The sequence below is a fragment of the Dyadobacter sp. HNCC25DJ185 genome, from assembly GCF_056895195.1.
In genome coordinates, this window is record NZ_JBXHAR010000001.1 from 516,712 (window position 1) to 542,626 (window position 25,915).

At 45.7% G+C, this 25,915-nt stretch carries 13 protein-coding genes; 8 read left to right on the forward strand and 5 right to left on the reverse strand.

Features of this window, described 5'->3' with window-relative positions:
• Positions 1-197: 197 nt before the first annotated feature.
• Positions 198-995, forward strand: coding sequence for a HipA family kinase (locus AC1XUF_RS02050; RefSeq protein WP_483339981.1), 798 nt, complete (start codon positions 198-200; stop codon positions 993-995).
• The gene (locus AC1XUF_RS02055; protein ID WP_483339982.1) at positions 973-1,356 is read left to right on the forward strand and encodes a DUF3037 domain-containing protein; all 384 of its coding nucleotides are present in this window, start codon (positions 973-975) and stop codon (positions 1,354-1,356) included. The genes AC1XUF_RS02050 and AC1XUF_RS02055 overlap by 23 nt, the downstream gene beginning before the upstream one ends.
• Before the next feature lie 13 nt (positions 1,357-1,369).
• Here AC1XUF_RS02055 and AC1XUF_RS02060 read toward each other — a convergent pair whose 3' ends face one another.
• The gene (locus tag AC1XUF_RS02060; protein WP_483339983.1) at positions 1,370-2,128 is read right to left on the reverse strand and encodes a LytR/AlgR family response regulator transcription factor; all 759 of its coding nucleotides are present in this window, start codon (positions 2,126-2,128) and stop codon (positions 1,370-1,372) included.
• Positions 2,129-3,079: 951 nt separating this feature from the next.
• Here AC1XUF_RS02060 and AC1XUF_RS02065 point away from each other — a divergent pair.
• From AC1XUF_RS02065 to AC1XUF_RS02075, 3 genes are all read left to right on the forward strand, one after another.
• Positions 3,080-7,153 (forward strand): hypothetical protein, encoded by a 4,074-nt coding sequence (locus tag AC1XUF_RS02065; protein WP_483339984.1) that lies wholly within the window; start codon positions 3,080-3,082, stop codon positions 7,151-7,153.
• 9 nt (positions 7,154-7,162) lie between these two features.
• Positions 7,163-8,263 carry a T9SS type A sorting domain-containing protein gene (locus AC1XUF_RS02070; protein ID WP_483339985.1) on the forward strand — a complete coding sequence of 367 codons (1,101 nt, stop codon included), beginning with the start codon at positions 7,163-7,165 and terminating at the stop codon, positions 8,261-8,263.
• 91 nt (positions 8,264-8,354) lie between these two features.
• The gene (locus tag AC1XUF_RS02075; RefSeq protein ID WP_483339986.1) at positions 8,355-8,735 is read left to right on the forward strand and encodes a hypothetical protein; all 381 of its coding nucleotides are present in this window, start codon (positions 8,355-8,357) and stop codon (positions 8,733-8,735) included.
• Between the two features lie 159 nt (positions 8,736-8,894).
• On the opposite strand, the gene glgB is transcribed toward AC1XUF_RS02075, so the two are convergent.
• The 4 genes from glgB to AC1XUF_RS02095 form a co-directional block, all read right to left on the reverse strand.
• A complete protein-coding gene (glgB, locus tag AC1XUF_RS02080; protein WP_483339987.1) occupies positions 8,895-10,826 on the reverse strand; it encodes a 1,4-alpha-glucan branching protein GlgB in 1,932 nt (643 codons plus the stop codon).
• Positions 10,827-10,835: 9 nt separating this feature from the next.
• The gene (treS, locus tag AC1XUF_RS02085; protein ID WP_483339988.1) at positions 10,836-14,174 is read right to left on the reverse strand and encodes a maltose alpha-D-glucosyltransferase; all 3,339 of its coding nucleotides are present in this window, start codon (positions 14,172-14,174) and stop codon (positions 10,836-10,838) included.
• Between the two features lie 13 nt (positions 14,175-14,187).
• Positions 14,188-16,143, reverse strand: a complete 1,956-nt coding sequence (locus AC1XUF_RS02090) for an alpha-1,4-glucan--maltose-1-phosphate maltosyltransferase (protein WP_483339989.1) — start codon at positions 16,141-16,143, stop codon at positions 14,188-14,190.
• Between the two features lie 178 nt (positions 16,144-16,321).
• Positions 16,322-20,530: a hybrid sensor histidine kinase/response regulator gene (locus tag AC1XUF_RS02095; protein WP_483339990.1), complete on the reverse strand. Its 4,209-nt coding sequence runs from the start codon at positions 20,528-20,530 to the stop codon at positions 16,322-16,324.
• A gap of 185 nt (positions 20,531-20,715) precedes the next feature.
• On the opposite strand from AC1XUF_RS02095, the gene AC1XUF_RS02100 reads away from it, so the two are divergent.
• The 3 genes from AC1XUF_RS02100 (at position 20,716) to AC1XUF_RS02110 (ending at position 25,910) form a co-directional block, all read left to right on the forward strand.
• Positions 20,716-21,093: a response regulator gene (locus AC1XUF_RS02100; protein ID WP_483339991.1), complete on the forward strand. Its 378-nt coding sequence runs from the start codon at positions 20,716-20,718 to the stop codon at positions 21,091-21,093.
• A gap of 75 nt (positions 21,094-21,168) precedes the next feature.
• Entirely contained in the window at positions 21,169-25,377 is a 4,209-nt protein-coding gene (gene treY / locus AC1XUF_RS02105) for a malto-oligosyltrehalose synthase (protein ID WP_483339992.1), read from the forward strand.
• A 59-nt stretch (positions 25,378-25,436) separates the two neighbouring features.
• A complete protein-coding gene (locus AC1XUF_RS02110; protein WP_483339993.1) occupies positions 25,437-25,910 on the forward strand; it encodes a hypothetical protein in 474 nt (157 codons plus the stop codon).
• Positions 25,911-25,915: the final 5 nt, after the last annotated feature.

The following is a 25,915-nucleotide window of genomic DNA, read 5'->3' on the forward strand; positions in this document are numbered from 1 at the left end:
TTATTTCAGGTTAATGATCAAGTAGGATACGCCGCAAAAAGCAAAATATACCGCGTAATAGATTATCTGGTCGTTACAGTCTCGTTCATGATGGACGGCACCGTCCGTTTATGCCTTTTATAAGTTGCGGAACGTGTAAACAGCATTAAAGTTTTTGCAGTTTCACTAACTTGGCTGCTGATTAAACAAAAGATCAAATGAGATTGAAGATTTCCCCTCTTCGGAATGTCAATGTGACAAGGTACCTGACGCCACTTCGGGAAGGCGGGTCTTTGCCGGCGATTGTAGAGGCCGACGACGATTTTTTGTATGTTTTGAAATTTCGGGGCGCTGGGCAAGGGCAGAAGGCGCTGATTGCCGAATTGATAGGAGGGGAGCTCGCCAGGTTTCTCGGACTGCGGGTCCCGGAAATTGTATTCGGCGAATTAGACGAAGCTTTTGGAAGGACCGAACCGGATGAAGAAATTCAGGATCTGCTAAAGGCAAGTACCGGACTTAATCTGGCAGTACATTATCTGTCCGGTTCCGTGACCTTTGACCCGCTGGTCACCCGGTTGGAAAGTCGGCTAGCTTCTCAGATCGTGTGGCTGGACAGTTTGCTGACCAATGTGGATCGTACCGCCAGAAATACGAATATGCTGATGTGGCATAAAGAGCTCTGGCTCATAGACCATGGCGCATCTCTCTATTTTCACCACTCGTGGGATCATTGGCTTGAACAGGCGAAAAAATCCTTTGTGCAGGTCAAAGACCACGTTCTGTTGTGGCAGGCCGATCATATGGAAGAAATCAACAGCGAATTCAGGACAGCGCTTACTCCCGAGGTGATCAGGGAAATAGTGAACCTGATACCGGATGAATGGTTGCTGAAAGATTCTCCCTTCGAATCTTTTGAAGACCACCGCAATGCGTACGCCGAATTTTTGGAGACCCGTCTCTCAGTATCGGAAATATTTGTAAAAGGAGCCAGGGATGCAAGGGAAGCACTTATTTGAGTACGCGATCGTTCGCGTTGTGCCCAGGGTGGAGCGCGAAGAGTTTATGAATATCGGGGTGATTTTGTACTGCCCCGGACAGAACTTTCTACAGGTCCTGTTTGAGGAAGATAAAACCCGGTTATGTGCATTTTCTGACGGCATTGATCATGCGGAAATGATGGTTTACTTAAATGCGCTGGAAAGGGTTTGCAAGGGACGCAAAGAGGGTGGCATAATCGGAGCTTTGCCACTTTCTTCGCGTTTTCGTTGGCTTACGGCAACCCGCAGCACGGTGATTCAGACCTCGAAAGTGCATTCAGGTTTTTGTGGAGACCCGATGGAAGCACTTGCGAGGATATTCAAACAGCAGGTCGGGTAGTTTTGATGATTAACTACCTCATGTTCAGGTATTGTTGCACCACATCCTTCTTGCGTCTTGAAATCTCGATCTGGGACCCGTCAGAGAGCAGTATGTATTGGTTATTGTGACTGACCTGCTTGATGTGCCGGGGATTAACCAGGTGTGATTTATGTGTGCGGATGAAATTAAATTCGGTCAGCATGTCATCAAAATGTTTAAGTGTTTTGCTTGAGAGAAAGGGCCTCTTTCCGATCAGATGAATGGAAGTATAATTTTTGTCCGCTTCCAGACGCAAAATATCATCCAGATTAAAGAAGTAGACCCCTGCACTGGAGGGGACTGCCAGCCTGAAATCCTTGACATCCTTTTTTTCAATGTTCTTAATGAGGTTCTCGTAAAGCTGTCTTTGATTGTCCTGGGAAGATTTCTGTTTAAATTTTTCGATATGACGGTCAACAGCGCAACGCAGCTCGTCTGGATCAACAGGTTTGAGCAGGTAATCTAATGCACTGAACCGAATTGCCTGGATCGCATATTTGTTGTAAGCCGTGATGAATACAATGTCATAGGAAGGATTGTCACGGGCGATCAGGAAGTCGAAGCCATTCTGATGCGGCATTTCCACGTCGAGAAACACGATATCGGGCGTGTAGTTTTCAAGAATGAGCAGCGCCTCGCTCACCGAGTCGGCCTGCCTGACAAAAATTTCCTCCGAAATAAAATTGGTTAAGTAATGGTTCAGTACGTTGCGAGCCTTCTGTTCATCATCGATTATTAGGGCCTTTATCATAACGTTTGTAGAGTAATATGTGAGAAAGTTGAAAGTTCTGTTAATGCTGTGCACCTTTTTGTTCGTGCCATTCGTATCAAAATGCTGTTTATGTTAAAGAAATCTTTTTGCTAAGTGGTCCTTTTTCGTACTCTCATTCGAATTAAGTTACGTGGCCTTCCACATTTTTTAGTGGTAGTAACAAACTAATCGTATTACAGTATTTGCATTTTTTGAACATATACCACAATAAGAAATGGCTTTCCAGAGCCAAGATCGCGCCATTTGACTGGCCAATTGAGGTATCATTTTTCAGGTATCGCAGAAAATCGGTGCCTTCAGCCAGTCACCGGGCAACAGGATACTCGAAGCTTGGAAAACGGGCATTGAATTCAATATAAAGTCGGCCATTTTCATTGTTACCAAAAACTAGGCAGTCCTTGAAGAGATTTTGGAAGAAACTTTTTTTTCGGCGGGAATGAATTTTCAAACGGTAACAGATCGCCGTTTAAAGGTATTTTTTAGCAGCAAGTTAAAAACCAAAAGCGCCTCGTTATTTTATAGTTTTCATTAACGTATATACATTATCGTTCACTTCATATTAGCCTGCTTGGCTGGGGTATTTGGCAGGCAGGCTCTCGCTGATCGCAATAGTCCAATGGCATGACAAATTAGTTCGCAAAACTATACCGAGTTAGTGTATGATTACTACTCAGTAGCGGATTCGCTATACCGATGAATAATTGGTTTCCAACGATGGTTCATCGGATTGTCCGAAGTAAGGCTTGGAAGGCCACATTTGTCGCAAATCAAAAAATCAGTCTTTACTCTAAAACATGAGGAACTATGGAAACGACAACGCGACGACAAACGACATTCAAAATGCACGACAACTTTACCAAATGCTTCTAAACAAGATGAACATCTACCTTCTTCCAACTATGAAAATGTCAACTTTTAAACGCACTAATTATGAAAAAGATATTTCTATTCATAGCATCATTTATCTTCATATTTTGTAGTTTCCTTCAAGCTCAAAGTATTTCCCCAACGGGAGGAGGGAGTACTTGCGCTGTTTGCGCCCCTCCTGGGTGGACGAAGGTCACCGGAATCACAAGTGTATCCTCAACGCAGCTTATGGCGGGGACTGATAACTGGGTTCCTTCCGTTCCTACTCCTCCCTCTGTTCAAGGTGCTTCTTCCGGAACGTTTTTAACTGCTTACAAAGTCAACGATGCTTCTGATCAAGGAACCGCATCCACGACAATCACCGGCCTAGTTTCGGGAAAAAAATATAAGTTGAAATATTCCGTCATATCAGCAAAAACTAACCTAGCAACCTATGGCGATTTGCTGACTATTGAACTGTCAAATGGAGCAACGGCAACACAGTCAACTAGTTTTTCAGCTGCTCAAAGTAATCTTGGCAAATGGATTACAAATACCATTGAGTTTACAGCCACCGCGTCGTCAGCGAAATTGACATTTAGAGGTAGCACTGCAAATAATTCTCTTGTCGGTATTGATATCGGCTCGGATGCAATAAAGGCATGTAACGCTGGTATAAATCAGGTGAGCCTATTCAGCACATTTCTTACAAACAACTGCCCCTCAAAAACTATAAACCTTAATTATGCCTTCAATGGTAATGGTGCCAGCGCCCCAGCGGGGACTACGCTTGTGTGGTACGATAATCCGACTCATTCTGGCTCAGCGGTTTCATCTCCATCAGCCGTCAGTTCTGGAACTATTTACTATGCCTTTTTCTATGATAAGGTAAACAATTGTTTTAATACGGACAACTCATCTGCCTTGGTCACCGTTTTTTTCAAAGATTGTTGTAATGCTGGTACTGATCAGGTCGTCCTGAACGCACATAAGCTTAAAAATGTCTGCCCATCCCTGACCGTAGACCTCAAACAACTATTCAGTGGAGTGGCCCCTTCCGGCTCAAGCTTGGTATTTTATAGTACTCCCGATCATCAACCAGGTACATTAATTGCTGAAAATGGGGTAACCGGTATGATTAGTGTAAACACCTCGGGTACTTATTATGCTTTTTTTTATGATGCGGTCAATGAATGTTTCAATACTAATAATTCAACTGCCTATGTGGATGTGATTGTTACAACCTGTCCTCCACAGTGCAATGCAGGGAGCCAGCAGGTATTGCTCAATACGTCAACTCTTAAAGCGGTTTGCCCCACGACTACTGTTAATCTGAACAATGCCTTTGTCGGTAATGAACCGATAGGAACTGTTTTGAGGTGGTTCAGTAATCCGTCTCATTCCGGTATCCCGGTTTTTAGTTCTGCCGTTGGGGAAGGATCATATTATGCCTTTTACTATGATTACAATAACGACTGCTATAATACTGATAACTCGACTGCGGTGGTTACTGTTACGATAACAGCCTGTCCGCCATGTAACGCAGGAACGAGTCAGGTTACTCTGACCACTAATAAACTTAAGAACATCTGTCCATCAAAAATAGTAGATCTTAAGCCGTTATTTCAGGGAGTTGTTCCCGCTGGGTCTACACTTGTATTTTACAGTACAGCTAGCCACGACCCTGGAACGCTCATTGCAGAATCTGGTGTCAATGGACAGACTAAAATTAATGTAGACAAATCGGGAACATACTATGCCTTTTTCTATGACCCAGTCAACAATTGCTTCAATACCGGACATTCGACGGCTTTTGTTGTTGTTACGATTGGTAGCTGTTGTGTTGCAGGAACGGATCAGGTTGTTTTAGCAGGAAATACGCAGCCTATATTAAACTGCCCTTCTTCAACCGTTAACTTGATTAAAATTTTCAAGGGAATCGTCCCCAGCGGAACCACCTTGGTATGGTTTACAGACGAGTCGCATACCCCTGGTAACCAGGTTGCTAATCCAGCATCTGTGCCCGCTGGAACTTATTATGCATTCTTTTATGACGCTGCAGCTGACTGCTATAATACTGATTTTTCAACCGCAAAAGTGGTTGTCAGTCCACCTCCGGCGGTTACGTTGAGCGGAGAAACACTGATAGATTTAAAATGTACCAATTCTACTTTTAATCTGAATTCTGCCTTCGCTGGCTCGTTACCCGCGGGAATGTCTTTGGTTTGGTTTAATAATCCCACACATACACTTCCCACAGTGGCCGATCCGACGTCAGTATCTGTTGGGACTTATTATGCATTTTTCTATGATGCACTTAACAACTGTTATAATACCGATAACTCTGACGCAAAAATTACCATCTATGCGCCAATACAAGTTGGGCTGAGTGTGACAAATGCGAATGCAACTTGCCCAGGTAATACAATTAACCTGAATACGTTGTTTATGGGTTTTCAACCTGTTGGGTCTATCATAAGGTGGTATACCAATGCGAATCACGCGAACGCGCCGGTGGCGAACCCGGCAATGGCGCCTCCTGGAACTTATTATGCATTTTTCTACTTTGCCGGAAGCGATTGCTATAATACGGATAACTCACAATCAAAGGTAGTTGTGAATACAGCAAATTGCTGTACTGCCGGCACAAATCAGGTTGTACTTGTCGGGCCTGGCGAAATCAATATTGGTTGTGGCGGAGGACCAACTGTAAATCTGAATAATTCGAGCCCAGGCATACCACCAGCTGGCTCTTTTCTAGAATGGTTTACTGATCCCATACACTCAGCAGCCAACAAGGTTAATGATCCAACCGCTGTGGGTGTAGGAGTATATTATGCTTTTTATTACGACCCGACATACGGTTGCTATAATACGGACAATTCTATTGCGAAAATCACTGTTGTGAATAAAGCTTGTGTGGATTGTAATGCCGGCACAACAGAGGTCACATTGGTCAATCAGGAATCACAGCGTTTCTGCACCAACCCAGTTTGGAATCTTACACAGGTCTTTGTCCAGGGACAAGCACCTGCTGGGGCAACTGTGGTCTGGTATACCGACCCAGCACATACGCCGGCCAATAAGGTGATCACTCCCGAATCTGTGGGGCCAGGTGTATATTACGCATTTTTCTATGACGAGGTGAATCAGTGCTTTAACACCGATGATTCCAAAAGTAAAGTGACCACGGCCAAGTATACGATTCAAACTGCGCTTGCTACTAACGCATTGACAAACACCTGCCCGGCGACAACTGTCGACTTGAACAACGCATTGGCCTTACCGCCTACCGAATACGCGGGAATAATAGTTTGGTATGACAACCCAAATCATACTGGATCACCCATACCTAATCCTCCTATTGTCCAGCAAGGTAAAACTTACTACGTGTTCCAGAAGGGTGATGAAGATAACTGCTTTAATACCGATAATTCTCCCGATTTAGTTAACGTCACCATCAACCCTTGCGGGGTACAGCTGGGAATAAAAGTTGCCTTGCAGGGTTCTATGCCCACTGTTGGCACTACGATGCGTAATGATTTGCAAAACTATTTTGGAGAATTCCTAGGATTGTTACCTGCGAATGATCCTTACAATGGCGGAGCTGTTTATCCTAATATTGGCAATAAAACTGGGGTAGCCGGTTCTATTGTTGACTGGGTCCAAGTTGAAATACGGAGTGCAGCAAATCCCTCAATCATCCTGGAAGCGAAAAGTTTGCTTCTTAAAACGGATGGCAGTTTGGTAGATGTTAACGGCGCAGTTCCTTCATTTGCGCCACAGGCTGGCAATGTGCAAGTGGCTGTAAAACATCGCAATCACATAGGAATCATGAGTAATCCTTTTGCATTTGCGGCCGGCTCCATAAGCTATGATTTTACAAATGGTTTAAACAAAGCGTTCAATGACGGTTCGGTACCCGATCAGATGATCCAACAAAATGGAATCTGGACGATGATCGCCGGGGATAGTTTCAGCGATCAGGTCGTAGACAATACTGACGTCACTGTGCTAAGAATTGCCTTCAACAAGGGTGACTTTGATATCTACACAAATAAAGATCTAAATCTCGATGGAGTTGTAGACAATACCGATGTAGCAATTCAAAGAAATGGATTTAACGCTGGATACTTTTCAATTTTAACCAACTATTAATAATCAATCATGAAAAAATTTTTAGAATTATTAACCCTGCTACTGTTTTTTACAGCCATATTTCAACAGGTCAAATCTCAAGCGATCATATTGGACTTCACAAATCGCAAAGTAGCCGCTGATGGTTTGAGCTGGTCGTTTGATCTTGAGGCTAAAGGAGATGTAGGAGATGCACAAAATTTACCTTACGGCGGTACTGAAAATGGATCGTGGACTGCGTATAACATTCGACTGGATCTCAAATTACCAGCGGGAGTGACGATCACTGGCGGATCGGGTGTAGGTGTGCCAAATTACACAAATGGTGTTGCCGCTGTTCAGACTAACGTTCCGGGTAATCCACCAGCGGGACAGACGGAAGTGGGACTTACGCTCGAGAGGTCGGATTTTGGAACAGACTTGAACAATATCACTTTCGTCAAACTAGCCAGCTTTACTATCAATTTTTCGGGTCCAGTTGATCAAAGCGATCCAGCAACTCCAAGACCAAATGCAAATTCGGCTGGCAGTTCATGGACTAATACCGCTGCACCGTTGTTAAAAAGACCTTTTAAAATGGCGAAAAACACCTTTCCGTTACCCGTGAAGTTAATCTCTTTCACTGCGACAAAAGAAGGCAAGGTAGCACAACTCACCTGGAAAACATCGGAAGAGATCAATAGCGACAGATTCGATGTCGAGAGAAGCGCTGATGGCAAAGCATGGGAAACGATCGATAAAGTATCGGCGAAGGGACAGAGCTTGAACTTAGTTGAATACAATTCAAGTGACAGTAACCCCTTGGAAGGTAGCAATCTGTACCGCTTGCGTATGATCGATTTGGATGGAAGCAGCGCATTTAGCCAAATTCAGGCTTTGAATTTTGGAGCCAGGTCCAAATTTACTTTATATCCTAATCCTGTATCGGACAAGTTGATGATAAAATCGGCCGATTTTGACAAAATTGCTGAAATACAGATTTTCGACGCAAAAGGGGTAAGTGTATACAAATCTGGAAAAACGCCTGAAAGCTCTGTTGATTTGAAAAGTTTGATATCTGGTATGTATGTCATTCGTATAGAAGAAAAAACGGGCGCATTCAGCAGTCATAAGATATTGGTGACTAAATAATGGCGTAATTTCTCAATTAAGATGTCATTCTTCTAAGACATCTTAATTGAGAATTTTGTCAGTTGTTGGATACGGTTTAAACGTAGCGTATATGCTTAAAAGCACTGCAGTTAATCTACTGCTACTCCTGATAACCATTTCTTGCACTAAGCATGCCAAGGAATGCGTCCCACCAATATTTAGTGAAAATCTCGTGGGGACATGGTCAGCGTCTTGGGCTTCAAGTTCGGATGAGGTGGGTACCGTTGAGTTTAAACCTGGCGGCATTTATACCGAAAATAAAGATGTGCTGCTGGGTATTTATAATAACCCCACGGCAAGCTGGAAAGCGAGCAAAGATTCGCTTAACGTCGTTGCCAAATTCACAAATTCCAGTACCTCCTCCTACACTTTTTCTGTTTTGATAAACAGTTGCAATGAAATTGTCCTGGATTTAGAAGGTTTAGAAAAATTGAAATTGGTAAGAAAGTAGTTTCATGAAATAAGGCGAATCATACTCGCATTGTTGGCGAAATGCGTGTGGCCCTCTCTCTGCGATGAGCGGTGTTTAGTGTGTGTAAAGTTGTTCCCGAATAGATATTTTCTATTCGGGACTTTTATTTATGCTGGCTAAGTAGGATGTTAGCATCACCTATAACCACTCAAACTCCCCCTCATACTTCAAAACCACAATTCCCAGGGGTGGCAATATAAGCGGCAGTGAATGCCCTCTCCCGTGCTTTGGGATCGGATAGCTCTCTATGGCGCCTGTTTGCAGCAAGTCTGACCCTCCGTACTTCAAATTGTCTGTATTGAAGATTTCCCGATAATGACCCGGCCTTGAAACGCCGACCCTATAGTTTTCTCTCACAATGGGTGTGAAATTGGCAACGAAAATCAAGTGGTCCTTTTCATCATTTCCTTTTCGCGTCCAGCTCAGCACGCTGTTGGTGGAATCCTGGTTATCAATCCATTCGAATCCCTCGACTGAGAAGTTTTTTTCGTACAGTGCAGGCTCACTTTGATATAATTCATTGAGGTCTTTCAGCAGCCTCTGAATTCCTGTATGAGCAGGATTTAAATTCTCGTCCCAATCCAGGCTGAAATCATGACGCCATTCATGTCGCTGCGCAAATTCGGCCCCCATGAAAAGTAGTTTGGCTCCCGGGTGTCCAAACATATAGCCATATAAAAGCCGCAGATTGGCAAATTGCTGCCAGCTGTCCCCAGGCATTTTGTTGATCATCGAGTTTTTTCCATAAACTACCTCATCGTGAGAGAGTGGCAAGGTGAACTTCTCCGAGAATGCATAGTGAATGCTGAATGCCAGCTGGCCCTGGTGGTAAGAACGATAAATAGAGTCTTTCTGAAAATAGGATAAGGTATCGTGCATCCAGCCCATCATCCATTTCATATCAAACCCAAGTCCGCCATGGTCGACGGGTTGTGTAACGCCCGGCCAGGCTGTTGATTCCTCGGCTACTGTAAAAACATCCGGGAAATAACGGTGTACTGCAGAATTGAATGCTTTCAGAAAATCGATTGCTTCCAGATTTTCACGGCAGCCATACTGATTCGGAATCCATTCCCCATCATTTCTTGAATAATCCAGATAGAGCATAGAGGCGACCGCATCGACACGAAGTGCGTCGATATGAAATTTGTCGAGCCAGTAAATGGCATTGGAGATCAGGAATGCCCTTACTTCGTTTCGGCCGTAATTGAAAATGAAACTTTTCCAGTCGGGATGAAACCCTTGTTTGGGATCGGCATGCTCGTATAGATGAGTGCCATCAAAATATCCCAATCCGTGTTCATCGCTTGGAAAATGGGAAGGTACCCAGTCCAGGATAACGCCAATGCCAGCCTGATGCAGTGAGTCAACCAAAAACATGAAATCCTGGGGAGTGCCAAAGCGGCTGGATGGCGCGAAGTAGCCGGTCAACTGATATCCCCAGGACCCGTAAAACGGATGTTCCATGACCGGCATCAATTCCACATGGGTAAAACCCATAAATGCGCAATAGGAGGGTAGATCGGCAGCCAATTCCCGGTATGTCATCAACCGCCCCGCTTCCTCATGGATCCTCCTCCATGAGCCAATGTGCATCTCATAAATCGAAATTGGTTTTTCCAGAGCAGGCGTTTCCCTGCGTGACTCCAGCCATGAGTGGTCGTTCCATTGAAAATCGAGATCCCAGACTATAGTAGCGGTGTGCGGGGGCGTTTCCCAATGAACCGCGTAGGGGTCGCCTTTTTCGATCTCATGCCCATTGTGCGAGCGGATGAAATATTTGTAATATTCTCCCTTTCCTACGTCAGGGATAAAGCCTTCCCAGATTCCTGAGTGATCCGCCCGAGGCTGTAACGGATGGGTTTCCCTCATCCACGCATTGAAATTGCCTGTTACCGAGACATATTTTGCATTCGGGGCCCAGACGGCGAAAAAGACACCCTTTTCGCCGTCCAGTTCTACGATATGAGAGCCTAGCTTGTTATATACATGGCAGTGCGTACCCGACCTGAATAATTCTATATCAAACTCAGTTATTGGCGATACGGAGCCGTTATTGATATCAGTCATAATTTATTTTTAAACGGTCAGTACTTCCTGTTGTTTCAGGATGGACTTGATCCCCCTGAGTGGTACCATGACCCATGACGGCCGGTTGTTGACTTCGTAATTCAACTCATAAATGGCCTTTTGCAAAAGGAAAGTCCGGATGAGGATTTCCAAATCCTCTTTTTTCTGAGGAATAATCGGGTTGTCTCCGACCGTTTCGAGGTAAGCCTTCATGAAAAAACCGCTCATATAGTGATACCATTGCTCCACGTAAGGCAGTAGCTTGCTGATATCCTCCTTCCTGATCTGGTTATCCAGATAGAGACTTCCATAAGCGGCATAATGAAATGAACGTAACATGCCGGCCACATCCCTCAGCGCAGATCGTTTCAGCCTTCTTTCGCTGTAACTCCTTGCTGGTTCGCCTTCAAAATCGAGGATAATAAAGTCTTTGCCGGTAAACAGCACCTGGCCTAGGTGATAATCACCATGGATACGGATTTTGGAAGTATCTATCTTATGGCTGTATATCTTTTTAAGCTCCGAAAGAATTTCATCCTTCCTGTGCAGAATCTCATCTGCCTCTTCTTTCACGTCGGGCGCAAGTTTTTTCATATTCCTGTTCAGGCTCTGAAATGCAACCCGCACCAGCGACTGCAGTGAAGAATAAACCGATCGCTGATAATGAAGCGAAAATTCCTCTGGTTTGAAATCTGGTCCGTCTTCGGTCGAAGCCAGTGCCAGATGCATTTCGGCTGTGCGAACGCCCAGCAAAGCAACCTGCTCGGCTATCGGAACGTCCAGCAGTTCTTTTAAAACATCCGGGATGTCTTCGTAACCAGCAGGTTCTGTGATCGTTCCAATTAGCTCCGACGGTAACTCAATACCATGCCCGGAAAGGATTTTTTCATTAAAGCTGTCAAGACGGTCCAGCATATTGGCCCAGGCATCGGTGCTGTTATTGACCATTTCCTGCATCATACCCAGCACCATGGAATCTTTCTTATACTTCCATTCGACTGCGCCGACAAAGGCCGGGATGTTTTTGAACTTCGCCTTCTGGCTCAGGAAATGTGTGATTTCCATATCAGGATTGATCGCCCTGTCGACTTTCCGGTATAATTTGAAAAAGTACTTACTATCGTATGTAATGGAGGTGTTGCTCTGTTCGCCGGATAGGACCCGCGGCCTGATTTTATCCGTTTCCCTCACATGTTTTTCCAGTTCTATATTTCCTGAAAAATGGATTTCACTGTCCTTGGCATGTAATTTCTCGCTCCCGGCCATATTCAGCAGCAGGGCCTGCTGTAATTCCAGACCATAAATAGCGTCAAACAAAACACCCTCTTCCTCGCCCTTGATCTTGATGCGCGCAATGACAGCCTGTGGGCAATTTTCTTTCACTTTATAAGAAAAAGGCTCTTTGCCGAAGGCGACCGGCAACTGGTACATTTCGGGAAGATCGTTTTGATAAGTTGCTTCCAGCAGGAAAATGTAGCACGGGGGATTACCTCCCAATGGAATAGCGGCGTGGGAAATAATCCGGATGCTGTCCAGCCCTTTTCCTTTTCCGCCAAACCAGCGCATCTTCATCAGGTAATTGGGCAGAAAATTGTTTTCCAGTTTTTCCAGCGTCTCCGGCTCAATTAAGTCTTTCCATTTCTCCAGTTTCATGAGTGGAAGCTCCGCATTTTCGTCTATTTCAGGATGGACTTTCTTTAACGCAAAACATTGACAAGCATAGGCTTCCAATGTAAAGAAGTAGGGTGTGTTATCCTTTACAGAGGGAAACTTGTTTTTGCTGTAAATTTCAACTGGCTGAAAACCCTTGTATTGATCCAGATCTAGTTCTACCGGCTGTGGAAACCTCGAAAGGTTTGCAATTACAAGCATGGTTTCATCTTCAAAAGTGCGTGTAAAAGCGAGCACCTTTGAATTCTCGGAATTGAGGAACTGGATATTCCCACGACTGAAAGCTTTGTATTTTTTACGTGTACTGATGGCCCGTTTCATCCACCATAGTAAGGACGACGAGTTGCGCGATTGCAATTCCACATTCACCGACTCATAGTGATACTGGGGATCCAATATCAGCGGAAGGTAAAGCCGCTGTGGGTTAGCCTGCGAAAATCCAGCGTTTCTGTCGGGATTCCATTGCATTGGCGTTCTCACGCCGTCCCTGTCGCCGAGGTAGAAATTGTCCCCCATTCCGATTTCGTCGCCGTAATAAATGATTGGGGTCCCGGGAAATGTAAACAGCAAGGAATTGAGCAGCTCGATTTTTTTGCGGTTGTTTTCCATCAATGGTGCCAGCCTGTGCCTGATACCCAGGTTAATCCTTGCTTTGGGATCCTTTACATACACTTTATACATATAATCTCTTTCCTCGTCGGTCACCATTTCAAGTGTCAGCTCGTCATGGTTTCGTAAGAAGATACCCCATTGACAATTGTCAGGAATAGCTGGTGTCTGCTCAAAAATATCGGTAAGCGGGTAGCGGTCTTCCATTTGCAACGACATGAACATGCGCGGCATGATTGGGAAATGGTAATTCATCTGGCATTCGTCGCCGTCGCCAAAATAGGCCGCCGAATCCTCAGGCCACATATTGGCTTCAGCGAGGAGTAAAGTGCCTGGATATCTTTCGTCGACGTATTTCCGGAGCTTTTTGAGATAAGCGTGTGTTTCTGGCAGGTTTTCACAGTTGGTACCATCCTGTTCAAACAAATAAGGCACGGCATCCAGGCGGAAGCCATCGACACCCATTTTGCACCAGAAGTTGATGATCTTGAAAATCTCATCCTGAACGAGCTGACTTTCATAGTTGAGATCAGGCTGATGGTGAAAGAAGCGGTGCCAGTAGTATTGTTCCGCTTCGCTATCCCAGGTCCAATTTGATTTTTCGTAATCCTGGAAGATGATCCTCGCATCTTTGAATTGCTTCGGGTCGTCAGTCCAGACATAAAAATTACGGTGATCGGATCCCTTAGGAGCTTTCCTGGCACGCTGGAACCAGGGATGCTGGTCGGAAGTGTGGTTGATTACCAACTCGGTAATTACTTTGAGTCCGCGTTTATGTGCTTCCTTCAGAAACAGCTTGAATTCGTGAATGTCTCCGTAAGAAGGGTTAATAGAATAATAGTCCGCGATGTCGTACCCATCATCCCGCAAAGGCGAAGGATAAAACGGCAACAGCCAGATCGCAGTGACACCAAGATCCTGGAGATAGTCAAGTTGCTCCATTAGTCCTTTAAAATCGCCAATCCCATCACAGTTGCCGTCTTTGAAAGCCTTGATATGCAATTCATAGATAATGGCATCCTTGTACCAGAGCAAATTCTTTTCGAGCATTCCTTTTCTGTAATCCATACGATCTCGGTGTTCAGTGGTTTTCAATTTTTAAGATGTGTGCGGGCATTTCGTAAGGGTTCATTTGTACATAATTATATTCTCCCCTCCAGTGGTACCGTTCCCCGCTCAGCATGTCGCGGACGGTATACGGCTGGTCGGGATACATACCGAATTTGTGGACAGGTACTTTGATGTGGGCCCCTTGGGTATTGAAATGATCCAGGTTAACGGCAATGATCAATGCATTGCCCGCCCGCTCATCGGCTTTTGTATAGCAAATGACCATATCGTTGTCCGTTTCGGTGAAATCAACATTCCAGGTGGTTTGCAGCGCCGGATTTTCACGTCTGATCCTGTTCACCCGCGTGATGATCTCCCTCGTCCTGCTGTACCGGTCCCAATCCCACTGCTTTATCTCATATTTTTCATTGTCGGTATACTCCTCTTTGCCAGGATGGGGTGTATTGACGCCGTATTCATATACCGGTCCATACATGCCATAATTGGACGACAGCGTCGCCGCGAGAATAAAGCGGGTAATATGTGCGTTTTCGCCTCCCTCAACCAGGTGGTGGGGCAGAATATCCGGCGTGTTAGGCCAGAAATTGGGGCGGAAATAATATTGCTGATCTGTTTTTGTCAGTTCGTAGAGATATTGTTCAATGTCCCATTTGCTATTTCGCCAGGTGAAATAGGTATAGGATTGGTTGAAACCGATCTTAGCGAGCCTTTCCATCACTCTGGGCCGTGTGAACGCTTCCGCCAGGAACAAAACTTCCGGATGTGTTTTCCTTACTCCGCCGATCATCCATTCCCAGAAAGCAAAAGCTTTTGTGTGCGGATTGTCGATCCTGAAAACGGATACTCCCTTTTCAATCCAGAATTCTATGACGCTCTTGAGTTCGTTCCAAAGGTTTTGCCAATCCTTCGTCTCGAAGTCGAAAGGGAGGATATCCTCGTATTTTTTGGGAGGATTTTCGGCATACTGAACGGTCCCGTCCGGCCGCCACTTGAACCACTGCGGATGTTCTGTTACGTAGGGATGGTCCGGTGCGCATTGGTAGGCAATGTCCATGGCTATCTCAATCCCATATGTCCCCGCTTCTTTGACCAGATTTTCGAAATCTTCGATCGTGCCCAGTTCCGGGTGAACCGACTTATGGCCTCCTAGCCGGTTACCAATCGCCCACGGAGATCCGGGATCCGTATCGGACGGGTTCAGGGAATTATTTTTTCCTTTCCTTTTCATTGTCCCGATGGGATGAATGGGCGGGAAGTAAAGAATATCAAAACCCATTTTGGCTACTTTCGGCAAAAGGCGCTGGACGTCCTTAAAAGTGCCATGCGTATCGGGAAATGCCGAAGCTGACCTTGGGAAGAGCTCATACCAGGTACTGAAACCTGCCTTTTTTCGCTCTATTTCCAGGCGGAAGGTCTGGTCAAAAACGGTGATCCTGTCGGTATACCTGATTTGGGACATGGCATCGCCCAGTTCATCGCTGATCGCCAGGTTAACAGCCGATTCTGCATCACTGGTGTGTTGCAATCCGTCGATCCATTTTTCAAAAGACGGCCTGGCTTCGGCATTGGCCAGCAAAATCGCCTCGCCCAACAGCTCAGCCCCGATCAGTATCTCGACGGATATGTCCTGGCCTGCTTCAAACTTTTTTAACAACCCCTTTTTCCAGGTTGTAAAGTGGTCTACCCAGCCGGTGAAACGGTATTCGTAAACTCCAGGTTTCCCAGGTGTCCAGTCTGCTTCCCACCGATCGTTGATCACGTACTGCATTGGGATATCTCCCCACCATATCTCCTTATCATGTTTATAGATCACGCTGGCAGCTATCGAATCATGGCCGTCGCCAAATATGTCTGCCGAGAAATGGACGCTTTCATCAATTGCGCGTCTGGCCGGAAATCTGCCTGCTTCAACCTGGGGGGCGACGTTGGTAATGACCACTCGTTTTCTTCCATCCTGAATATCCATCGGACCGTCCATTTTGTTTTCGATTATTGAATGGCAGCCTACCAATCAAAATCATGCCTGCAGGGCGGAGCAGAAGCGGTTTTGCTGAATTTTTCCCGTGAAAGAGCAATGGAAATAAAGCTCCAACATCTTGAAATAGTGGAGCGCAAAGGCTAAGTTGGCGGAGCTGAGGGGCGGGTTAAACGACCTGCTTGAAGCTGAATGCCCTTTGAAGGGAGGTTTTTATTTCTTCGTACCTGATTGGTTTTGCGAGATAATCGTCCATTCCTGCCTGTATACAAATTTCCCTGTCTTCCGGCATTGCATTGGCAGTTACTGCAATAATAAGGGGTTGCTGGCCGGGTAATTTCCGGATCAGGCCGGTTGCTTCAAGTCCGTCCATCTCAGGCATTTGAACGTCCATAAAAATGATGTCATATGACTCCTCACGTGCCTCACAGAGCGCTTCTTTCCCATTTCTGGCTACTTTTGCGTCATAACCCAATTTCGAGAGCAATGCCAGGAACAGTTTTTCATTGACTGCATTGTCTTCTGCAATCAGGATCTTAAGCGGAAACTCTTCGGCGAAAGATACCGACAATAAATTCTGTGAACCGGTGGTCTTTGGTTCAACTGCGACGGCCTGACGAGAGAGTTCTTTTCGTATCACATGCCCAAGCTTCTGATGTTTGACAGGTTTGGTTAAAATAGCGCAGAAAATTCCTGGGTAGTTCTTTCTCGTTTCGTCCCCCACGGAGCTTAACAGAACGATTGGGAGGTCAGGGTACCTACTTTTGATTTTTTCGGCCAATTGAGTGCCAGTCATTTCCGGCATGTTCTGGTCGGTAATGACCATGTCGATTTTGCGCTTGCTGGTCAGTACCTGAAGGGCCTGGCTACCCGAAGATGCAAGGATGGGAAGGAGCTTCCAGTATTTCAGCTGCATCTCAATGATCCGAAGGTTTGTTTTGTTGTCGTCGACCACCAATACCGATTTTCCTTCGTCTTCAAAAGCATTCTGGCCCAGGATGTTTTGCCTGGTATCTTCGCCTGCACTGGTGATGATTGTAAAATGGAAGCTGGCGCCCTGCCCTTCGGTACTTTCTGCATAAATACCTCCTCCCATTAGCTGGATCAGCCGCTGGCTGATCACCAGGCCCAAGCCAGTCCCCCCGTATCTTCTTGTGTGAGAGGAATCGACCTGCGAAAAAGCCTTGAAAAGTAAGTCCAACTTGTCAGCTGCAATGCCTATCCCGGTGTCCTGAACCGTGAATTTGAGCTCTATTTCCCCCTGGTTACTTTTCTGTATGCATTGCACACTGACCAGGATCTCTCCTTCGTGCGTGAACTTCACTGCATTGCTGACAAGGTTGATCAGTATTTGTCGCAAGCGCATATTGTCGCCAATGATCTGGGAAGGTACTTCCGGGTCGATCTGATACACCAGGTCCAGACCAAGATCTGCCGTTTTCCTGGAAAATAGGCCCAAAACCTCTTCAATGCATTCATGCAGATCAAAGGGTTTGTGTTCCAGCTCCATGTTTCCTGACTCGATCTTGGAAAAGTCCAGGATATCGTTGATTACCGTCAGTAATCCATCTCCACATCCGATGATCGTTTCGGTGTATTCTGCCTGCTCTTCCGTCATTTCGGTCTGTGACAACAGCATGGCCATTCCCAGGATTCCGTTCATTGGAGTACGGATCTCATGACTCATGGTTGCAAGAAAGACACTTTTGGCCTGGTTGGCCTTTTCCGCTTCTTCCCGGGCCTGCTGTTCCTCAATGTGCTTGATTTGCAAGTCGTAGTTTAGTTTGTGTAGGTGGAGTGCCTGCTGCTCAAGCTCCTGCTTTTGCTCAATCACTTCACGTGTCCGTTCGAATACTTGATTTTGCAAAACCTCTTTCTGACTTTTAATAGTCCGCACTCTCCGCTGGTACCATAAATAGATGACAAGAAGGACGAGCGCAATAAATAAGAGGCGGAACCAGTATGTCTGCCAGAAGGGGGGGATCACATGAAGCCTTACAAATGTGCCGGTTTCGTTCCAAATCCCGTCGTTGTTGGATGCTTTGACGCGGAACACATAATCGCCAGGGTCCAGGTTGGTGTAGGTAGCCCTGCGGGTGGGGCCGGAATAGATCCAATCCTTATCGAATCCTTCCAGTTTGTATGCATATTGGTTTTTCCGTGAGATGGTGTAATTAAGTGCCGTAAACTCGAAGGAAAGCATCAGGTCTTCGTAAGATACAGTAATGTCCTGCGATTCGGTGATATGATAGGTCAGGGGTGAGTTTTCAGTGTGTGGCGTAACAGATTGGTTAAAGATCTGAAAATCGGTGATGTATACCGGTGGAATAAAGCGGTTATAACGGATGCTGTCCGGATGAAATACATTTAGGCCATTTTGACCGCCAAAAAACAAAGTACCCTTTGCGTTTTTAAAAGCCGATCCCCTGTTGAAGGACGCGCCCTGAAGACCGTCGCTGGTGTCGAAATTCCGAAAGGTTCTGGTGGACGGGTTGAAGTTGGATAATCCGTTATTGGTGCTGAGCCATAACGTCCCATGGGAATCTTCTTCAATGGCCCATACCACGTCATTGGGAAGCCCGTCCTTCTGACGATAATGTGTGAAAGTATTCTTTTTCCGGTCGTACAGGTTGACACCGGCGTTGGTACCTATCCATAGATTGTTTTTGCTGTCTTCAAAAATGCAGTTAATCAGGTTGTTACTAATGGTGGCAGGATTATTTTTATCGCGGGTGAAATGCCTGAATGTCTGGGTTTTTTCATCCAGCAGGTTCAATCCTCCCCCTTCGGTTCCTACCCAGATATTGCCCCTTTTATCCTTATAGACGGCCAGAATGATATTGCTGCTGATACTTCCCGGGACACTGGGATCGTGTATATAAGTCTTAAAGGTATTGTTATTTGTATTGTAACGTAGCAGGCCCTCAGATCCCCCGATCCAGATACATCCATTGTGGTCCCTGGCAAAGCAATAGATGTTATTGGGGATAAGGGACTTAATGTTCCGGTTTTTGTTGAGATTGTTAAAGTTGTCCGTCTTGGGATTGAAAAGGCTTAACCCTCCTTTGAAATTTCCCGCCCATATTTGTCCTTTCTGATCCTGAAGCAGCGCGGTAATGAAGTTACTGGCAATACTGGAAGGGTCGCCCGGGTTATGGGGATAGTGTTTGAAATCCCCTGTTTTCTGATCCCATACATTCACCCCCCCACCATCCGTGCCAAGCCAAAGTTTTCCGTCAACAGCCTCTATCACAGATAGAATGTTATCGTTGTTAAGACCGTTACGGATACTGGGATTGCTTCGATATCGGGTGAATTTCAGCGGGGCTCTATCCAGTACATTCACTCCTCCGCTGAACGTGCCAACCCACATATTGCCAATTTTGTCGCAAAAAAGGGAGTAAATAGAGCCATTATTCAGACCCTCCGAATTGGCTTTATTGAAATCGTGTTTTGTGAATTTTCCATCTTCTTCCAGGATATTGATCCCCCCATTTCTGGTACCGATCCACAGGCGGCCACTCTCGTCCTCCGTCAGCGAGATCACATCATTATGTGAAATGCTGGCCGGATCGCCCGCAACATGCCGATAGGCGGAGAATGTACCCCGGGCGCGGTCCATCTTGTTTAACCCGCCGCCTTCGGTGGCAACCCATAAAATGCCTTTTTTGTCCTCATAAATTGTATTCACCTCGTTTTTTGTCAGCGACATGGGTGCGGCCGGATTATGGAGATACCGGGTAAAAATGCCTGCCGGGGTTTCCAGCTTGTTGAGGCCTCCCTCTCGGGTACCGACCCATACCACCCCTTCTCGGTCGACAAAAACCTTTTTGACGAAGTCATTGCTAAGACTTCTGGGATCGCCGGGGTGATGTTGGAAGCGTTGAAAAGTTTGTTTGCTTATATCAAAATAGTTCAGCCCTCCTCCTCCCGTACCTATCCAAAGATTTCCGCGATGGTCCTGCGCGATAGACATCACCTTATTGTGACTAATGCTTAACGGATTGGCGGGTTCATTGCCATAATTGGTAAAGCGATCATTTTTAAAATCGTACATGCTGAGCCCGCCTTCATCGGTACCAATCCACAACCTTCCTTCCTTGTCCTCGAAAAGTGTATTGATATAACTATAACTAATACTCTGGGAGTTTTGAGGGTCATTGCGGTAGACGGTGAATTTATATCCGTCGTACATGTTGAGGCCATCTTGGGTGCCGAACCACATAAACCCCCTTTTGTCCATGAGAATACAGGTCACATTATTTTGTGAAAGCCCCTGATTAGTAGTGAGATGGCGAAAAATATATTTTTTTTGCTGCGCCTTTAATGGAGAAACAGAAAGAAGAAGAATTAAACCATAATATAGAAATACTTTCATTTTTATTTTAGGATCGAAATAAAGTATTACTAAACATTTGCTTTTTTATGATTTAGTTTGCGAAATGAGTATTTGAATTATTTCTACAATCGTGTTTTAAATGTATAAAAAAAAATTATTTTTCTACATTTAATCATGAATAGGTTAGCAGTTGTTTCAATGTAAAATTATTTTTCCTTGCCTGCATGGAATTTATAATAATTGACGATAGTCCATTTGATTTGTTCACGCAGGAAAAGCTGCTTTTGAAAAGTGGTTTGGCAACAAAAGTCCAGACTTTTCTCTCGCCGCAGCATGCATTGGATTACCTCAACCAGCATCTCGAGTTTATCTCGGATGTAGTTATTTTACTGGATCTGCAGATGCCCGGTTTAAATGGTTTCGAATTCACCGAACAATATTCCCTGCTTCCCGAGAATGTAAAAAACCGGATTCGTTTATTTATGATTTCCTCTACTGTGGATACTTCGGATATGAAGGAGGCGGACTCTAACCCCTACATCATCAAACTATTGTCTAAGCCTTTGGAGGTTGCCGTGCTGAGAGCTCTTCTCGATAGCTGACGTGATCTGGCGACCTATCTCGCGGGTTGCTGGCATAATATTTAGAGGCCAGGATTTATATCATTTAATTTAAACATGAATAATCCTGTTTCTACCTACCGAATACAATTTAATCGGCAATTTACATTTAAGGATTTTGAAAAATTGATCTCCTATTTTCAAAAACTAGGAGTTGGAACCATATATGCGTCCCCTATTCTGGAATCTGTTCCCGGCAGTACGCACGGTTATGATGGCGTCAATCCCGAAAAAATTGACCCGGAGTTGGGAAATCTGGAAGATCTTCGACACCTGAGCAGAAATTTAAAGGAACATGGAATGGGCTGGTTGCAGGATATTGTGCCCAACCACATGGCTTTTCATTCCGAAAATCCATGGCTTATGGATGTTCTGGAAAAGGGGACCCGATCAGCTTATGCTTCCTTTTTTGATATCGCATGGAACAGCCGGCTCTTCCATGGCAAAATCATGGTGCCCTTTTTAGCCCATGACCTGGATGATGTGATTCAAAACGGCGCGCTGAAACTGGCATATCGGGACAATAGGCTGGTGATGGATTATGAGGGTTCGGTTTTCCCGCTGAACCTGAGATCCTATGTCACTTTGTTGTCCTTAGGGCAGGAGAACCACCCACAGTCGGTGCACCAGCTGATCACGCAGCTCCGGGAAATGAATGAAGTAGAAGACGCGAGGGCTTTCTCTGAAAGGTGGAGTGAACTTTTGCTGCAACTAGCCTCACTCAGTAAAAATGAACAGGTGGGCAGGTTCGTGCAGGATACGCTCGATCACTATAACAGCGACGAGGGGTTGTTGAGGCAGATCGTTGATCAACAGGCCTATGTCCTTTGCCACTGGCAGCGGACTGAGGAAAAGATCAATTTCCGTCGTTTCTTTACTGTTAATGGTTTGATCTGTCTCAATATGCAGGATGAGGAGGTTTTTGACCAATACCACAGGTTGGTAAAAGAGCTTACCACGGAAGGTGTTTTCCAGGGACTTCGGATCGACCATATCGATGGTCTGTTCAACCCGGTTGGCTATCTTGATCAACTTCGGGAGTTGGTGGGAGAGGAAACCTATATCGTCGCGGAGAAGATCCTTGAAAAAAATGAAAAACTGCCAACAGACTGGCCAATCCAGGGAACCACAGGCTACGAGTTTTTGGCAATGGTGAACAACCTTTTTACCAATAGCGCGGCAGAACAGGTATTCACCAGCTTCTACGAACAACTGATACAAGAGGGTAAGCCTGTCCACGACCAGCTCATCAGCAAGAAATCGGAAATTCTTTACAACCATATGGGCGGGGAGCTCGAAAATCTCACACAGCTTTTTATAGAACTGAGGTTGGCAGAGCCTTCGGAAATGGAACATTTGGAAGAAGGGGAGCTGAAAAAGGTAATAGGTGAATTTCTGATCCATTGCCCGGTATACCGGTATTATTCCAATAAAATCCCGCTGCCGGATTCGGAGGTTGTGGCCATTCAATCAATTTTTAGTGAAATCGTACGATACCATCCCGGTCTGGTAAACGGATCCGCGTTACTTGAAGCGTGTTTGGTCGGCAAACCAGTTGACGCCGATGACGACTACAGGGAACGAGTATTGGAATTTTACCTGAGGTGCATGCAGTTTACCGGTCCATTGATGGCGAAGGGTGGCGAGGATACGCTCATGTACACCAACAACCGGTTCATCGGGCACAACGATGTAGGGGATTTTCCCGACCGGTTTGGCGTGACGTCGAAGGCGTTCCATACCTTCATGCAGGAGCGACAAAAGGAATGGCCCCTGGCTTTGAATGCTACGTCTACCCATGATACCAAAAGGGGAGAGGATGTGCGGGCCCGCCTCAATGTATTGACTGATCTCGGTGAAAAGTGGATAGATAGAGTCAGACGGTGGCAGGAACTGAGCGAGAGAACCGACGAAAAACCTTTGGCAAATGATGAATACCTCATCTACCAGACCCTCGCAGGAGCTCATCCCATGCCCGGTGAAGACAATGACCATTTTGCTGAAAGGCTAAGTCAATATTTGCAGAAGGCCCTCCGGGAAGCAAAGACAAATACGACCTGGGCGGAGCCCAATGAACCTTATGAAGAAAAGGTGAAACGTTTTGCCGCCAGCCTTTTGGATCCAGCACAGCCTTTTTTTGAAGACTTTAAAAATTTCCAAAACGAAATTGCGGATTTCGGGATCATCAATTCCCTTGCTCAATTGGTTTTAAAGTTTACCTGTCCGGGTATACCCGACGTATACCAGGGATGCGAACTCTGGGATTTCAGCCTGGTTGATCCTGACAACAGGCGCCCCGTCGATTTTGCAAAACGCGAACGATCGTTACTGGAATTTTCGGAATATGAACCCGAGCGGCTGGTAGAAAAGCTTTGGAAAGAAAGGAACAATGCCAATATCAAGCTTTGGCTGACCCAGAAGCTGTTTCATCTGAGAAAAGCACACCCTCTGCTGTTTACGAAGGGTGACTACCTTCCTCTCAAAATCCGCGGGGAGCATAAAGCACATTTGCTCGCCTTTGCCAGAAAGCACAAGAAGGATTTTTACATCGTCGTGATACCTCTCCATGCAGCGGTAATGTGCCAGGAGCAGGGGAGGGATTTTTTCTCATTGGACTGGTCAGACACTACAATTGTATTGCCCGACAACCTTTCGCCTGAATGGGAATCGGTATTAACGGGTGAAAAAAACGAATTCCAGGGTAAACTGACGCCCGATGTAGTCTTCAAAGGGTTGCCTTTGGCCATACTGAAAGGAACTAAGCCCGACAACGAACGACGGGCTGGCGTGCTGCTTCACATCACCTCCCTGGCGTCGCCATTTGGAATAGGTGATCTTGGGCCGGAAGCCTACGCTTTTGCCGATTTTCTGGAAAAGGCAGGACAGAAAATATGGCAGATCCTGCCACTGAACCCGACTGAAGCATCACAGTTGAACTCACCTTATAGCGCTTTATCCAGCAGGGCAGGAAACCCCTTATTGATCAGTCCGGAACTATTGGCCCAGGAAGGGTTGCTCTCTTCGGACATGCTTGCCGATTACCACGTCCCACCGAATGCCGCGACAGACTTTGAAAAAGCTGGTATCATTAAATCCGATCTTTTGAAAACGGCTTTCAAAAACCGCAGGGATACGTCGGAAAACAGTATAGACTTTGAAGCTTTCTGTACCAATAACTCCGAATGGCTAGACGATTTTGCGCTATACGTTATCCTCAAAGCACAACATGGTGGTTCACCCTGGTATGAGTGGCCGGAGGAATTCAGGCTGCGCGATGGCATTGCCCTGCAGAGAATCCAAGAATCAGAGAAGGAGGAGATTGAGTATGTGCGCTGGCAGCAGTTTGTGTTTGATAAGCAGTGGAAAGCTCTGAGGGAATATTGTAAGGATTTGGATATCAAAATGCTGGGTGATATTCCATTTTATGTGAGTTATGATTCCGCCGATGTCTGGGCCAACAAGGAATTTTTTCGAGTGGATGAAACTGGCAAAATAACCGGCATGGCAGGCGTTCCTCCCGATGCTTTTTCCGATGATGGCCAGCTATGGGGGATGCCGGTCTTTAATTGGAGCGCATTAAAAGCAGACGGTTATCAATGGTGGATCAATCGCCTGGCGAAAAATATCGAATTATTCGACCTGGTCAGGCTGGACCATTTCCGGGCGTTCGCGGATTATTGGGAGGTTCCCGGCGGTGAGAAGACAGCGGTAAACGGCAAGTGGCAGACAGGCCCCGACGAGGACTTCTTCAAAAAAGTAGAGGCTGCTTTTGGATATCTGCCATTCATCGCTGAAGATCTGGGCGAGATCAGTCCGGAGGTTTACAGGCTGCGCGATCAATTTTCTCTGCCGGGGATGAAGGTATTACAATTTGCATTCGATGAAAATATGCCGCAATCGGATCATATACCTCATCATTTTTCACCCAATTTCGTGGCATATACCGGTACGCACGACAATAATACCGTGAAAGGCTGGTTCAGGCAAATGGAAAAAGAGGGTGTCCGGGAACGTCTCGAGCGGTACATCGGGAAAGCAGTTTCAGAAGATAATGTATATGCTGAAATGGCAAAGCTGGTATACGCGTCGGTAGCCAAAATCGCCATATTGCCGATGCAGGATGTGCTTAACCTGGATGAAACTGCTAAAATGAACCTGCCCGGTTCGAACGGGAACAATTGGGTATGGCGGCTGTTGCCCGGGCAAATTACAAATGAGCATGAGCAATTCCTGGCGGGTCTGTCTGCTTTGTTTAACCGGGATTAGCATTCCTTTTTCAACAAAATGCAACCCTTTATATTTGCGTTTCACCAACTTGCTCTAAAATGTCCGTTCTAAGAACCCGTATCTGGCTTTTGCTTTTTTTCGTGACTTTATGCCTGCAGTCGTGCGATCAATCTGCCGGCAGTGCCCAGGAAGCGGCTGGTTTTCTTACAGCTTCTCCCAGATGGGTGATTGATGAGATTTCAGTTAATGACGCTGTTACCTATAAGGACGGGAAAATGTCAAGACAGTTCGGAGGGATTGATTTTGAAAGATATATGGAAACGGTCGAGATCAAAAAGGATGGGACCTTCGCTGGTCATTTTAAAGGGGAATCAAAACCGTTTGTTTTGCATTGGAAGGCTAATCCCAAAGACATCACGGTAGGTCTGCCGAACAGTACATCCCAGGGCAGCGACTGGACTATCGCTCCCCAGGATGTTACCAAAGCGTCATTCATCATGAAAACCAAGAGTACGGCCTACGATTATCCGAGCGTAACTTCGATTGCTTTAAAGTTCAAAGCTGGTTTGTAGAAACC

Bases quoted from the DNA above. Each gene is read 5' to 3' on its own strand.
- AC1XUF_RS02060 (WP_483339983.1), bottom strand. From the start codon at position 2,128: ATGATAAAGGCCCTAATAATCGATGATGAACAGAAGGCTCGCAACGTA.
- glgB (WP_483339987.1), bottom strand. From the start codon at position 10,826: ATGACTGATATCAATAACGGCTCCGTATCGCCAATAACTGAGTTTGAT.
- AC1XUF_RS02075 (WP_483339986.1), top strand. From the start codon at position 8,355: ATGCTTAAAAGCACTGCAGTTAATCTACTGCTACTCCTGATAACCATT.
- AC1XUF_RS02055 (WP_483339982.1), top strand. From the start codon at position 973: ATGCAAGGGAAGCACTTATTTGAGTACGCGATCGTTCGCGTTGTGCCC.
- AC1XUF_RS02050 (WP_483339981.1), top strand. From the start codon at position 198: ATGAGATTGAAGATTTCCCCTCTTCGGAATGTCAATGTGACAAGGTAC.
- treS (WP_483339988.1), bottom strand. From the start codon at position 14,174: ATGGATTACAGAAAAGGAATGCTCGAAAAGAATTTGCTCTGGTACAAG.
- AC1XUF_RS02110 (WP_483339993.1), top strand. From the start codon at position 25,437: ATGTCCGTTCTAAGAACCCGTATCTGGCTTTTGCTTTTTTTCGTGACT.
- AC1XUF_RS02100 (WP_483339991.1), top strand. From the start codon at position 20,716: ATGGAATTTATAATAATTGACGATAGTCCATTTGATTTGTTCACGCAG.
- AC1XUF_RS02065 (WP_483339984.1), top strand. From the start codon at position 3,080: ATGAAAAAGATATTTCTATTCATAGCATCATTTATCTTCATATTTTGT.
- AC1XUF_RS02090 (WP_483339989.1), bottom strand. From the start codon at position 16,143: ATGGATATTCAGGATGGAAGAAAACGAGTGGTCATTACCAACGTCGCC.
- AC1XUF_RS02095 (WP_483339990.1), bottom strand. From the start codon at position 20,530: ATGAAAGTATTTCTATATTATGGTTTAATTCTTCTTCTTTCTGTTTCT.
- AC1XUF_RS02070 (WP_483339985.1), top strand. From the start codon at position 7,163: ATGAAAAAATTTTTAGAATTATTAACCCTGCTACTGTTTTTTACAGCC.
- treY (WP_483339992.1), top strand. From the start codon at position 21,169: ATGAATAATCCTGTTTCTACCTACCGAATACAATTTAATCGGCAATTT.